The following is a 13,986-nucleotide window of genomic DNA, read 5'->3' as shown; positions in this document are numbered from 1 at the left end:
GGTCAGCCTTTCACTGAGCCGGCGGTGAGGCCGCTGACGATGTACTTCTGCAGGAAGAGGAACAGTGCCATGACCGGGATCGCGGCGATCACGGCGCCGGCGGCGAAGACGCCCCAGTTCTCGGAACGCTGCTGCGCCACATAGGAGTAAAGTCCGACGGCGAGCGTCTGGCTGTCCGGATCGGTCAGCACCACGCTGGCGATCACGAATTCGCTGGAGATACCGATAAACGCCAGCAGTCCCACTACCGCGAGGATGGGAGTCACCAGGCGCAGGATGATGCCGAAGAAGATCTGCACATGGCTGGCGCCGTCGATCTTGGCCGCTTCGTCCAAGGACTGCGGGACCGTGTTGAAGAACCCGTACATCAGGTAGGTGTTCACCCCCAGCGCACCGCCGAGGTACACCATGATCAGGCCCAGTTGGCTGCCCAGTCCCAGCGCGGGGATCACTTGGGAGATGCCGCTCAGGAGAAGGAAGATCGCGACGACGGCCAGCAGTTGCGGGAACATCTGCAGCAGGAGCAGGGTCAACAGTCCCATCCGGCGGCCCTTGAAGCGCATGCGGGAGAACGCGTAGGCGGCCATGGCACCGAGGAAAACGGTAGCGGCGGAGGTGACGGTGCCAACAACCAAGGTGTTCACGAACCACCGTCCGAACGGCCTGGTGGGGTCGCTGAAGAGAGCCACGAAGTTACCGGTATCGAATCTGGTGAACAGCCCGTTGGAACCTACCAGGGTGCCGTTGGAATCCAGGGCCGCGGACAGCACATAGAGGAGCGGGAACACGGCGAAGACGGTGGTGACGATGCCCACCAGATGCCGCCAGCCTTTGTCTTTGAACCAGACCCCGAACGGACGGCGTGTGGGGGTCAACGGCGAGGTGCCGCCGTCGACCGCTGTTTCTTTGATGTCGGTGAGTGTGCGTACGCTCATCAGTTGACGTCCTCGAGTGCTTTGGTCTGCTTGAAGCTGATGGCCGAGATGGTGGCCACGATGATGAAGATGATGATCGCGAGTGCGCTGGCCAGGCCATAGTCCCGCCCGGTTCCTTGACCGAACGCCACTTTGTAGACCAGCGTGATCAGGATGTCGGTAGATCCGATGTCCCGGTCCGTGTCCGCGAATCGCGGTCCACCGCCCGTCAGCATGTAGATGACGTTGAAGTTGTTGAAGTTGAAGGCGAAGGACGAGATCAGCAGGGGCGCTACGGACACCAGCAGCAACGGCAGCTTGATGGATCGGAACACCCGCCAGGCAGAGGCACCATCCATGCGCGCGGCCTCGTCAATTTCGGAGGGCAGCGACTGAAGGGCACCCGTGCAGACCAGGAACATGTACGGGAACCCCAGCCACACATTGACCACCAGCACACTGATCTTGGCCAGCACCGGATCTGTGAGCCACCCGATGTTCGCACCGCCCAGGAGGGTCTGGTTGAGCCAGCCGAACTCGGGGTTGAGGATGCCGGACCACACCAACCCGGAGAGGAATGCGGGGAATGCGTACGGCAGGATCATCAGGATCCGGTAGACCTTCTTGCCGCGGAGGTCCTCCCGATTGAAGGTCGTGGCCAGGAAGAGGCCCATCACGAACGTCAACGCCACGGACGCTATGGAGAACGTGAAGGTCCAGAGGATCACGCCCAGGAGCGGTCCACGGAGGCTGGGGTCCGTGAAAGCCCGGACGAAGTTGTCCATGCCGACCTCGATCTTCCAGCCCGTGGCCAGCGTCTCGCCCTTGGAATCGGCGAAGGCTCCCTTGCCGTTGTCCCGGAATTCCGTACCGGTTTCGGTGTCGGTGAAGGTGTCCGTTGCCGCGTCGTAGTCCAGCGCTGGCTTGAACTGGTACGCGGTACTGCCATCTGCCGTGCGCAAGGTTCCATCGGCGGGATCGTCCGAAACCGGGACCGTAATCTTCAGGATCTCCTGCTGGTTGGCCACGATCTCCTGGAATTTCAGCGTCTGGTAGCCCGGCAGGGAGTTGGCCTTGCCGGTGGAGTCTTTGCCGGCATCCGGGGCCTCGGCCAGCGGCTGTTCGGTGCTGCCGATCTGGGCCTTCCCGGCGGGATCAGTGAACAACAGGTAGTAGTCGTTGCCCTTGGTGAGGACCGCCGCCTTGTACGCCGGGGAATCCGGGACACGTTTCTGGGCCGTCAGTTGGATGGCCGAAATGGCATCTTCCTTGGTGCTGTTGTGTCCGTCGCCGTAGTTGGTGAAGGCGATGTAACCGCTGAACACCACCACCAGGACCTGGAAGACCAAGAGGAACAGCACCCCGGGTGCCAGATATTTGGCAGGCAGCCCTCCCTTGCGGAGATAGATCCAGTTGATGGCCAGGACCACCAGCCCCGATACTGCCAGCGCCGCCCACGACTGGCTGAGGAAAAGCATCATCAGGACGTACACCGCGAAGGCGTCAACAATTCCCAGGAGGACCACCTTCAGGAGGGTGCCCTTGACGGAGTCCGGGTGGCGTAGGGGTTTGGCTGGGCGGGTGCCGCTGCTGGAAGGCTCAGCCGGCGTCGGCTTGCCTTGGGTGGCGGGCAGGTCGCGGACATCTGGTTTTGGCATTGTGGATCCTTGGGTGAAGCGGTTGGCGGCAGGCAGGACCGGGCGGTGGGGTGCCGCCCGGTCCGGGGCAGACCGGTGGAGTCAGCCGGTTGCGGTGTCAGCCGCCGATCTTGGACTTGATGCTGTCGGCCATCTTGGTCCAGGCTTCAGCGGGATCGCCCTGGCCCTTGATGATGGCGAGCTCAGTAGCTCCCCAGTCAGCCCAGACCGCACTCATCTCTGGAATGGCGGGCATGGGAACGCCAGTAGCACCGATCTTGCCGAAGGCTTCAACGACGGGATCGCTGGCTGCCTTGTCGAAGGACGCCTTGAGGGCCGGGGGTCGTCCGCCTGCCCCATACATGGAGTCCTGGGCCGACTCGGACGTGAGGTAGTTGGTGACGAACTCATTGGTGGCCAGGGCGTTGGCGCTCTTGGCACTGATAAAGAAGCCGTTGACGCCAATGAACGGCTGGGCCGGCTCGCCGCCTGCGGTGGGCAGCTCATCGACGGCGAACTTGATGCCCTTCTTCTGGACATCCGGAACGTTCCACGGTCCAGTCAGGAAGTACGGGGATTCACCGGCGAGGAACTTCTCCTTGGCAATGTCTCCCGTGATGTTGGAGTTGATGATCTTCTCACCGGCGTCGCCCCAGGCGGCCAGCTTCTTGGCGAATTCGACGCCGGCAGCGTCACCAATGAGGAGCTGCTTGGCGTCGTAACCGCCGTCGGCATTCTTGCCAAAGACCTGTGAGCCCATGGAGGACTGCAGCGGGTACAGGTGGTACGGATCGCCCTGTTTCGGGTCCATGCCCACCAGGAACGGGAAAGTGGCTTTGCCTTCTGCCACGGCCTTCTTGCCGTTGGCCACTACCTCGTCCAGTGTGGACGCCTTGCTGTCCACGATGCTGGTGTTGCGCAGGAGGGCAATGTTCTCGATGGCGTACGGAACGCCGTAGACGGCCCCGTTGTACGTCATCGCTTTGATGGAAGAGTCTTGGAACTGGCCGGCCTTGTCACCCAACTCCACGGGCGCGATCACACCGTTCTGGACAAACTTTCCAATCCAGTCGTGAGGTCCAACAATCAAGTCCGGGCCCTGACCGGTGGGTACCTGGGTGATGAAGTCGTCACGAACGGCGGCGAAGTCCTTGACCACCAGCTTCACCTCGATGCCGGTGTCCGACTTGAACTTCTCCGTAATGTCCTTCAGTGCCGGGGAGCGCTCAGCGTCCACCCACATGGTGATGACGCCGGCACCTGCAGCCTTGAGGTCCTGTTTTGTAGCTTCTGCACTGGGCGCTGTGGAGGCGCTTCCACCGCAGGCGCTCAGTGCCAGAGTTGCGGCCAAGGAGATCGCCCCGGTGGCGAAAACACGCCGGGTTGTTTGAGTCGCGAGGGTATTGTGCACCTTCATTGGTGTCCCTTTCGTTCTTTTTACGTCGACGGCATGAAGCTCTGGGCCCACTGCAACGCCGGTGATATGGCTCACAACTGCAAGCGCTTCCACACACTACAGTGCCTTGCGCAAATTTGAAAAGCCCACCCCTCGTCCGCAGTGCAAAGACAGCATGCTTAGGACTGGAAACGTTTACACTTTTGGAAAATCTCTTCTACGATGTGTTCATGTCCGTTGATTCATTGCTCTCGGTTGCGACCCATGAGCCCACTGCAGCTTTCACGCATCTGACCCCGATCCACGACGCCTCCACGGCGCACGGTTGGTGGCGTTCCGCTGTGATCTACCAGATCTATCCGCGCTCTTTCCGGGACCTCAACGGCGACGGCGTAGGAGACTTGGCGGGCATCACCGCTGAACTCCCGCACTTGGCGGCGTTGGGCGTCGACGCCGTGTGGTTGTCACCGTTCTACCGCTCACCCCAGCGGGACGCGGGTTATGACGTCAGCGACTACTGCGACGTCGATCCCCTGTTCGGGACCTTGGCCGACTTCGACGCCCTCATCGCCGAAGCCAACAGGCTCAACCTGCGCGTCATCGCGGATCTCGTCCCCAATCACTGCTCCGACCAACACGTCGCCTTCCAAGCAGCACTTACTGCGGGGGCGGGCAGCGTGGAGCGGGACATGTTCATCTTCCGCGACGGCCAAGGGCACGAGGGCAGCGAGCCGCCCAACAACTGGCAGTCGCATTTCGGCGGTCCGGCGTGGACGCGCATCACCGAGCCGAACGGTCAGCCCGGTCAATGGTTCCTGCACCTCTTCGACTCCTCGCAGCCGGACTTCAACTGGGATAACCCGGCCGTTCACGCTGAGTTCGAACGCGTCCTCCGATTCTGGCTGGACCGCGGCATCTCAGGCTTCCGTGTGGACGTAGCCCACGCGCTGGTCAAGGCAGCCGGCCTGCCCAACTGGGGCGGCCGCGCCGACGGCAACAGCTCCGATGGTTTCCCCGGCCAGGACGCTCCGATGTTCGGCCAGCCTGCCCTCCACGACATCTACCGCCGCTGGCGTTCCATCCTGGAAGAGTACGGCCCGGACCGCATCCTCTGCGCAGAGGCCAATGTGGATCCGCTCCCCCGGCTGGCACAGTGGGTCCGCCCTGATGAAATGCACCAGGCCTTCAACTTCCCGTACCTGCACGCCGGCCTGGACGTACACCGCCTGCGCCACATCATCACCGACTCGCTGGTCTCCCTCGACGCCGTGGGCGCCCCAGCACGTGGGTACTGTCCAACCACGATGTTGTCCGGCACGTCTCACGCTTCGGGTACGACGGACCTGGTCCCCGCGACGGAGACGGCATCGGCCCCGACGACGCGCAGCCCAACGAAGAACTCGGACGACGCCGGGCTGCCGCGGCTACCATGTTCATGCTCGGCCTCCCGGGTGGCGCATACCTCTACCAAGGCGAAGAACTGGGCCTGCCCGATTCCTCCAGCATTCCCGGCAGCATGCGCCAGGATCCCACCTTCGCCCGCACCGGCGGAGCCCGCATCGGCCGCGACGGTTGCCGTGTGCCGCTCCCCTGGCGTTCGTCCGAACCCCACTCCGGGTTCGGCAGCGGCATGGACCCTTGGTTGCCGCAGCCCGAGTCCTGGCCCACACTGGCGAGGGACCTGCAGGAGTCCGATCCGGCGTCGCACCTTAACCTGTACCGGGCCATGCTCGCTGAACGCGCCACGCTCCGGCTCGGGGAAGGTTCCCTGGCCTGGGTGGAGGACTACTGCACCGGGTCCTCGCTGGCATACCTGAACGGCAACACCCTGGTGATCATGAACGTAGGCTCCGATCCCCTGCCGCTTCCGGCCGGCGGCACCATCCTGCGCAGCGCCCGTGCATCAGGCGCTGATCAACCAAGCGCCGATCAACTAGGCTCAGGGGAGACAATCTGGCTGACAGTCAGCTGATTTTTCACCAAGGAGCGGCATGACGGGCATCAAGGACGTGGCCGAGCGAGCAGGGCTGTCCGTTGCCACCGTGTCACGGGCGCTCAGCGGCAAAGGCAATGTATCGCCTACCAGCCGGGAGCGTGCCCGCGCCGCAGCATCAGAGCTGGGCTTCGTGCTGTCCTACCACGCCTCCAGCCTGGCCTCCGGGCGCACGCACAACGTTGGCTTGGTGGTGCCCTCGGTCCACCGCTGGTTCTTCTCAGCGGTGATCGAGGGCGCATCGGCCGCGCTGCTCGAAGCGGGGTACGACCTCACCCTGTACAACATCGGGGAAAACCCCGAGCACCGGCACAGCGTCTTCAACGACTTCCTGCTGCGCAAGCGGGTGGACGCGGTGATAGCGGTATCGCTGGAGCTGAGCGAAGCCGAAATCCAGCAACTCCACGCCATGCATCGCCCGATCGTCGGTATTGGCGGGCCCTTACCCGGAGCATCAACCATCAGGATCGACGACTCGGCGATCGCGCGAAAGGCCACCAACCACTTGCTCGGTCTGGGGCACACCAAGATCGCGCACATCACCGGCAATGAGGCCTACGACCAGGACTTCCATCTCCCCGGAACGCGTCGGAGCGGATTCGAAGAAGCAATGAACGACGCCGGCTGTCCCGTCAGGCCCGAATGGATCGTTTCCGCGGACTTCACCATTGAAGGCGCTTACGCTGCGGCACGGCAGCTGCTGGCCAGTGCACCGGACAGGCCAACCGCCGTCTTCGCCGCCTCCGATGAAATGGCCATCGGGACCATCCTCGCGGCCCGGGACTTCGGGCTCCGGATTCCGGATGACCTCTCTGTCATGGGGATCGACGGCCATGACTTGGGCAATGTCCTGGGCCTGACCACCATCGACCAGGACGCCAAGGGCCAAGGAGCGCTGGCCGTCCGTACACTGTTGGGCGCGATCACCAAGGGCCTCGTCCTGGAACCTGCCGATACCGAACACCCCACCCAACTGGTGGTGCGCTCCAGTACCGCGGTGCCCAAAGCCGGTACCTTCTAGCAGCTCTTGCTTTGGAGGTGGCCTGCTATGACAGCCGGCGCTCCATGGTGAGCTCAAGCTTGGAAGTGTCCTGCGGATAAGGCCTGCTGGCACCTGTGGTCTCGAAACCGTGACGCCGGTAGAACGCCAGTGCCCTTGAGTTGTCCTCATGCACCCCGAGCTGGATGCTCCCGGCAGCGAGTTCTTCCGAGGCGGCTTTGCATGCCTCACTGAGGAGTTCGTCGGCCAGTCCGAGCCCTCGATGCCCGGGGGCCACATAGACGCTGAGCAGCATGGCCTGCAGCGGCTTCTCCGTGCTCTGGGGGTCCTTGACCACCACACGCATCAATCCGCAGAATGAGCTGCCGTCCTGGCCTGCATCGGCAACCAACGTGAGGCTGCTGTTCCCGGACATTGCAGCCGCACGTTCCTGCCACTGCGTTTCGGTCTGCCGGCGAGCTGCCTCCACGCTCTCCACGTAAGCCATAGGTGTGTCTTTGAGCATCTCCAGCCGGACCTCACGCAGCAAGCGCCAATCACTGGGTTGGAGCCGGCGGACCCTAGGCAATGGCTCCACCCATGAACCTTACGTAGCATGCCAGCACACGGGGCCAACCCCAAGCGTAGAATTCCCTGGACGCTGCGGGATCCTCGGCTCCCTCCCACCCATCGTGGATCAGGCGCACCTCCGTACCTTCATCCACGGCACCAAAGACAACCCGGATCTCCGTGGACCACAACGGCGTTCCAGCCGGGTACCAGCTGGCGTGGAAGGACAGCGGGGGCTGCCAATCATCAATAGTGCCCCACACCGACGTACGGCCGTCCTCGGCCGTTTCAAGAATCAAGTTCTCTTCGAACTCAACATGGGATTCCGCACCAAACACGCTTTCCTGCTCCATCGGCCACCAGAGGTGCGGATGATCAGTGAATCCCTGGAAGGCGTGCGAAACGTTCGTGGGCACCACAACAGTGAAGATGAGCGGCTGCAGTGCATCGCCGCCCTGCTGTGACGGTTCGGGGTCAGAGGCCGAGTGGCTGAAGAGGTTTTCCATGACCACCAACTCTACCGGTGGACTGTTGAGCTAAGGAGGGCGCTGTTGGGTAAAGACAGCGCTTAAAAGCGAAGAGCCCCGACCAAATGGTCGGGGCTCCCCTCAAATTATGTCCGGCGGTGTCCTACTCTCCCACACCCTCCCGGGTGCAGTACCATCGGCGCTGTGGGTCTTAGCTTCCGGGTTCGGAATGGGACCGGGCGTTTCCCCCACGCTATGACCGCCGTAACTCTGTTACCCGTCCCAACCCTGTGGTGTTTACCTCGGGGGTGGGTGGGAAATCTTTTTGGTTACAACTGTGGTGTTGTTATTTAGTTGTTGGTTCCGGCAACCCTTGGTACGGGTTGTTGTTCGGGAACCACATAGTGGACGCGTGCAGTGTGTTGTGTGGTGTAAGTTGTTGGCCTATTAGTACCGGTCAGCTTCACGAGTCTTTAGTCCTCGCTTCCACATCCGGCCTATCAACCCAGTGGTCTGGCTGGGGCCTCTCACACATAATGTGTATGGAAATCTCATCTTGAAGCGAGCTTCCCGCTTAGATGCTTTCAGCGGTTATCCCATCCGAACGTAGCTAATCAGCGATGCACTTGGCAGTACAACTGACACACCAGAGGTTCGTCCGTCCCGGTCCTCTCGTACTAAGGACAGCCCTTCTCAAATTTCCTGCGCGCGCAGCGGATAGGGACCGAACTGTCTCACGACGTTCTAAACCCAGCTCGCGTACCGCTTTAATGGGCGAACAGCCCAACCCTTGGGACCTACTCCAGCCCCAGGATGCGACGAGCCGACATCGAGGTGCCAAACCATGCCGTCGATATGGACTCTTGGGCAAGATCAGCCTGTTATCCCCGAGGTACCTTTTATCCGTTGAGCGACGGCCATTCCACAATGTACCGCCGGATCACTAGTCCCGACTTTCGTCCCTGCTTGAGATGTCTCTCTCACAGTCAAGCTCCCTTGTGCACTTACACTCGACACCTGATTGCCAACCAGGCTGAGGGAACCTTTGGGCGCCTCCGTTACTTTTTAGGAGGCAACCGCCCCAGTTAAACTACCCATCAGGCACTGTCCCTGACCCGGATCACGGGCCGAAGTTAGATGTCCAAAGTGACCAGAGTGGTATTTCAACGATGACTCCACCCGAACTGGCGTCCGGGTTTCAACGTCTCCCACCTATCCTACACAAGCCACTCCGAACACCAATACCAAACTATAGTAAAGGTCTCGGGGTCTTTCCGTCCTGCTGCGCGTAACGAGCATCTTTACTCGTACTGCAATTTCGCCGAGTTTATGGTTGAGACAGCGGGGAAGTCGTTACTCCATTCGTGCAGGTCGGAACTTACCCGACAAGGAATTTCGCTACCTTAGGATGGTTATAGTTACCACCGCCGTTTACTGGGGCTTAAATTCTCAGCTTCGCCCACAAGGGGCTAACCGGTCCTCTTAACCTTCCAGCACCGGGCAGGAGTCAGTCCGTATACATCGTCTTGCGACTTCGCACGGACCTGTGTTTTTAGTAAACAGTCGCTTCCCCCTGGTCTCTGCGGCCCACACCCGCTCACGGAGAGCAAGTCTCCATCACGGGGCAGGCCCCCTTCTCCCGAAGTTACGGGGGCATTTTGCCGAGTTCCTTAACCATAATTCTCTCGATCGCCTTGGTATTCTCTACCTGATCACCTGTGTCGGTTTGGGGTACGGGCGGCTAAAACCTCGCGTCGATGCTTTTCTTGGCAGCATAGGATCACCGGATCCCCCATACGGGAGTCCCATCAGATCTCAGGAACGTGCTCGAAGCACACAGGAACGGATTTGCCTATCCCTGACCCTACATCCTTAGACCGGGGCAACCATCGCCCGGCCCGGCTACCTTCCTGCGTCACACCTGTTAATACGCTTACCTCCCAGGATCAGGTCCCGCGCTCGGCCAAAACCCACAACACCACAAGGGTGAGCGGGCAGGCTCCGGGCGGTTAGTATCCCCCGCTTGGCATGGACGGTTTTTCGCCGGTACGGGAATATCAACCCGTTGTCCATCGACTACGCCTGTCGGCCTCGCCTTAGGTCCCGACTTACCCAGGGCAGATTAGCTTGACCCTGGAACCCTTGATCATTCGGCGGACGGGTTTCTCACCCGTCTTTCGCTACTCATGCCTGCATTCTCACTCGTGTAGGCTCCACCGCTGGTTTCCACCGCGACTTCACTGCCCACACGACGCTCCCCTACCACTCCACACCCTGAACCACGAAGGCTAGGGCAATGTGTGAAATCCACAACTTCGGCGGTGTACTTGAGCCCCGCTACATTGTCGGCGCGGAATCACTTGACCAGTGAGCTATTACGCACTCTTTCAAGGATGGCTGCTTCTAAGCCAACCTCCTGGTTGTCTTCGCAACTCCACATCCTTTCCCACTTAGCACACGCTTAGGGGCCTTAGTTGGTGGTCTGGGCTGTTTCCCTCTCGACTATGAAGCTTATCCCCCACAGTCTCACTGCTGCGCTCTCACTTACCGGCATTCGGAGTTTGGCTGACGTCAGTAACCTTGTAGGGCCCATCGGCCATCCAGTAGCTCTACCTCCGGCAAGAAACACGCAACGCTGCACCTAAATGCATTTCGGGGAGAACCAGCTATCACGGAGTTTGATTGGCCTTTCACCCCTACCCACAGCTCATCCCCTCCATTTTCAACTGAAGTGGGTTCGGTCCTCCACGACGTCTTACCGTCGCTTCAACCTGGCCATGGGTAGATCACTCCGCTTCGGGTCTAGATCACGCCACTACACTCGCCCTGTTCAGACTCGCTTTCGCTACGGCTACCCCACACGGGTTAACCTCGCGACGTAACACTAACTCGCAGGCTCATTCTTCAAAAGGCACGCCGTCACAACTACTATGCGATCACTCGCGGTTGCTCCGACGGATTGTAAGCACACGGTTTCAGGTACTGTTTCACTCCCCTCCCGGGGTACTTTTCACCTTTCCCTCACGGTACTGGTCCGCTATCGGTCATTAGGAAGTATTTAGGCTTATCAGGTGGTCCTGACAGATTCGCACGGGATTTCTCGGGCCCCGTGCTACTTGGGATACTCTCCAGGCTGCACACAACATTACGGTTACGGGGCTCCCACCCTCTCTGGCCGGCCTTTCAAGACCGTTCACCTATGCCTGCACATCACCCCAACGGTCCGGCAGAACCATCACGGAAAGTCCCACAACCCCGCCCATGCAACGCCCGCCGGCTATCACACATGGAAACGGTTTAGCCTGATCCGCGTTCGCTCGCCACTACTAACGGAATCACTATTGTTTTCTCTTCCTGCGGGTACTGAGATGTTTCACTTCCCCGCGTTCCCCCCACGCACCCTATGTGTTCAGATGCGGGTCACACAATCACCTTGCAGCGTTGTGCGGGGTTTCCCCATTCGGACATCCTGGGATCAACGCTCGGTTATCAACTCCCCCAGGCTTATCGCAGATTCCTACGTCCTTCTTCGGCTCCTAATGCCAAGGCATCCACCGTGTGCCCTTAAAAACTTGACCACACACAAACCAACAAACCCCAAAAGGGTCCGCCGGTCTACGATGCATCATTCATATCGAGAGAACCATGACCACAAGGGCCAGGTTCATTCATAAGAAATTGCTGTAGAAACACACCCACCAACCCCCGAAGAGGCCAGCCACAAGTGTGTCTCAGATGCTCGCGTCCACTATGTAGTTCTCAAACAACAACCCCATCAACCAGACCACCACCACCCCACAGGGACAGCGGCAGAACCGGAAGCAGGAACAAAAGAAACACCAGAACGATGCCCTCTGCATTGCTGCAAAAAGGTCCTGTTGCCTCAGGACCCAACAGTGCGCCAAACACAACCCCCACAAACCATGCACCCCGGCAGCGTTCCCAACAACACCCACCCCCACAAAAGGAGAGCACATGCTGCCGTACTGGCACCAGGACACAACCGGTAAAGGCCATGCCAAACAAGTTTGATTCGTTGATATTCCACCCATGAGCACCCACCGCAGAACAGACGCCTGCGCAATGGGCAACACTGACAACCACCACCACACCCATGCGGGCACAGCAACCAGCTGTTAGCAGCTCCTTAGAAAGGAGGTGATCCAGCCGCACCTTCCGGTACGGCTACCTTGTTACGACTTAGTCCCAATCGCCGGTCCCACCTTCGACGGCTCCCCCCACAAGGGTTAGGCCACCGGCTTCGGGTGTTACCAACTTTCGTGACTTGACGGGCGGTGTGTACAAGGCCCGGGAACGTATTCACCGCAGCGTTGCTGATCTGCGATTACTAGCGACTCCGACTTCATGGGGTCGAGTTGCAGACCCCAATCCGAACTGAGACCGGCTTTTTGGGATTAGCTCCACCTCACAGTATCGCAACCCTTTGTACCGGCCATTGTAGCATGCGTGAAGCCCAAGACATAAGGGGCATGATGATTTGACGTCGTCCCCACCTTCCTCCGAGTTGACCCCGGCAGTCTCCTATGAGTCCCCGCCATAACGCGCTGGCAACATAGAACGAGGGTTGCGCTCGTTGCGGGACTTAACCCAACATCTCACGACACGAGCTGACGACAACCATGCACCACCTGTAAACCGACCGCAAGCGGGGCACCTGTTTCCAGGTATTACCGGTTCATGTCAAGCCTTGGTAAGGTTCTTCGCGTTGCATCGAATTAATCCGCATGCTCCGCCGCTTGTGCGGGCCCCCGTCAATTCCTTTGAGTTTTAGCCTTGCGGCCGTACTCCCCAGGCGGGGCACTTAATGCGTTAGCTACGGCGCGGAAAACGTGGAATGTCCCCCACACCTAGTGCCCAACGTTTACGGCATGGACTACCAGGGTATCTAATCCTGTTCGCTCCCCATGCTTTCGCTCCTCAGCGTCAGTTAATGCCCAGAGACCTGCCTTCGCCATCGGTGTTCCTCCTGATATCTGCGCATTTCACCGCTACACCAGGAATTCCAGTCTCCCCTACATCACTCTAGTCTGCCCGTACCCACTGCAGAACCGGAGTTGAGCCCCGGTCTTTCACAGCAGACGCGACAAACCGCCTACGAGCTCTTTACGCCCAATAATTCCGGATAACGCTTGCGCCCTACGTATTACCGCGGCTGCTGGCACGTAGTTAGCCGGCGCTTCTTCTGCAGGTACCGTCACTTTCGCTTCTTCCCTACTGAAAGAGGTTTACAACCCGAAGGCCGTCATCCCTCACGCGGCGTCGCTGCATCAGGCTTGCGCCCATTGTGCAATATTCCCCACTGCTGCCTCCCGTAGGAGTCTGGGCCGTGTCTCAGTCCCAGTGTGGCCGGTCACCCTCTCAGGCCGGCTACCCGTCGTCGCCTTGGTAGGCCATTACCCCACCAACAAGCTGATAGGCCGCGAGTCCATCCAAAACCACAAAAGCTTTCCACCACCTGACATGCGTCAGACGGTCATATCCGGTATTAGACCCAGTTTCCCAGGCTTATCCCAGAGTCAAGGGCAGGTTACTCACGTGTTACTCACCCGTTCGCCACTAATCCCCCAGCAAGCTGGGATCATCGTTCGACTTGCATGTGTTAAGCACGCCGCCAGCGTTCATCCTGAGCCAGGATCAAACTCTCCGTTGAAGTAAAACAAATCAAACAGACACAACCACACCCACCGGAAATAACGGTAGAACACGGCTGCACAAAATTCGAAACCAGCTGAAAACCAGACCACCACACACGGGGGTGCGCAATGATCCAGCCATAATTTCAACCAATTGATAAAACAATCGGTATCAACAAACTTGGCACACTATTGAGTTCTCAAACAACAGGTCACAATCCCAGAGCAGTACCACCAGCCTTCGCTGGATCGCTCCGGAGCAACTTTTCAAACTTACACGCTGCCTGCCTCCGGGTCAAATCGGCGAACTTGACTTGATTTTCCTTGCGGTTTCTTGTCAGCTTCACCGTCCTCCACTGGGGAGCAGCGCGGGTAC

Annotated in this window: 6 protein-coding genes, 3 rRNA genes and 1 pseudogene; 2 read left to right on the top strand and 8 right to left on the bottom strand. The window is 59.7% G+C overall.

Going from position 1 to position 13,986, the window contains the following annotated elements; all coding sequences use genetic code 11:
• Window positions 1–2: 2 nt before the first annotated feature.
• The 3 genes from CGK93_RS04670 to CGK93_RS04660 form a co-directional block, all read right to left on the bottom strand.
• Window positions 3–935, bottom strand: a complete 933-nt coding sequence (locus tag CGK93_RS04670; RefSeq protein ID WP_089593806.1) for a sugar ABC transporter permease — start codon at window positions 933–935, stop codon at window positions 3–5.
• A complete protein-coding gene (locus tag CGK93_RS04665; protein WP_089593805.1) occupies window positions 935–2,572 on the bottom strand; it encodes an ABC transporter permease subunit in 1,638 nt (545 codons plus the stop codon). The genes CGK93_RS04670 and CGK93_RS04665 overlap by 1 nt, the downstream gene beginning before the upstream one ends.
• Before the next feature lie 97 nt (window positions 2,573–2,669).
• Window positions 2,670–3,968, bottom strand: coding sequence for a sugar ABC transporter substrate-binding protein (locus tag CGK93_RS04660; RefSeq protein ID WP_089593804.1), 1,299 nt, complete (start codon window positions 3,966–3,968; stop codon window positions 2,670–2,672).
• Window positions 3,969–4,177: 209 nt separating this feature from the next.
• On the opposite strand from CGK93_RS04660, the pseudogene CGK93_RS04655 reads away from it, so the two are divergent.
• Window positions 4,178–5,919 (top strand): annotated as a pseudogene (locus CGK93_RS04655) (glycoside hydrolase family 13 protein).
• A 19-nt stretch (window positions 5,920–5,938) separates the two neighbouring features.
• Window positions 5,939–6,961 carry a LacI family DNA-binding transcriptional regulator gene (locus tag CGK93_RS04650; RefSeq protein WP_089593803.1) on the top strand — a complete coding sequence of 341 codons (1,023 nt, stop codon included), beginning with the start codon at window positions 5,939–5,941 and terminating at the stop codon, window positions 6,959–6,961.
• A gap of 25 nt (window positions 6,962–6,986) precedes the next feature.
• Here CGK93_RS04650 and CGK93_RS04645 read toward each other — a convergent pair whose 3' ends face one another.
• The 5 genes from CGK93_RS04645 to CGK93_RS04625 form a co-directional block, all read right to left on the bottom strand.
• Complete coding sequence (locus CGK93_RS04645) at window positions 6,987–7,517, bottom strand: GNAT family N-acetyltransferase (protein ID WP_232481546.1); 531 nt, start codon at window positions 7,515–7,517, stop codon at window positions 6,987–6,989.
• Window positions 7,501–7,995 carry a hypothetical protein gene (locus CGK93_RS04640; protein ID WP_089593801.1) on the bottom strand — a complete coding sequence of 165 codons (495 nt, stop codon included), beginning with the start codon at window positions 7,993–7,995 and terminating at the stop codon, window positions 7,501–7,503. Before CGK93_RS04640 ends, CGK93_RS04645 begins: the two co-directional genes overlap by 17 nt.
• 111 nt (window positions 7,996–8,106) lie before the next feature.
• Window positions 8,107–8,223, bottom strand: a 5S ribosomal RNA gene (gene rrf, locus CGK93_RS04635).
• 159 nt (window positions 8,224–8,382) lie between these two features.
• Window positions 8,383–11,534, bottom strand: a 23S ribosomal RNA gene (locus tag CGK93_RS04630).
• 573 nt (window positions 11,535–12,107) lie between these two features.
• Window positions 12,108–13,627: ribosomal RNA gene (locus CGK93_RS04625) — 16S ribosomal RNA — on the bottom strand.
• Together the 16S, 23S and 5S rRNA genes form the textbook arrangement of a ribosomal RNA operon.
• Window positions 13,628–13,986: the final 359 nt, after the last annotated feature.

Origin of the sequence: Arthrobacter sp. YN, assembly GCF_002224285.1 — a bacterium.
Lineage (GTDB): Bacteria > Actinomycetota > Actinomycetes > Actinomycetales > Micrococcaceae > Arthrobacter.
Note: the sequence above shows the minus strand (reverse complement) of the source record. Positions and strands in the feature narration are given on the sequence as shown.

Coding starts and splice junctions, on each gene's coding strand:
- CGK93_RS04650 (WP_089593803.1), top strand. CDS start 5,939: ATGACGGGCATCAAGGACGTGGCCGAGCGAGCAGGGCTGTCCGTTGCC.
- CGK93_RS04670 (WP_089593806.1), bottom strand. CDS start 935: ATGAGCGTACGCACACTCACCGACATCAAAGAAACAGCGGTCGACGGC.
- CGK93_RS04640 (WP_089593801.1), bottom strand. CDS start 7,995: ATGGAAAACCTCTTCAGCCACTCGGCCTCTGACCCCGAACCGTCACAG.
- CGK93_RS04665 (WP_089593805.1), bottom strand. CDS start 2,572: ATGCCAAAACCAGATGTCCGCGACCTGCCCGCCACCCAAGGCAAGCCG.
- CGK93_RS04660 (WP_089593804.1), bottom strand. CDS start 3,968: ATGAAGGTGCACAATACCCTCGCGACTCAAACAACCCGGCGTGTTTTC.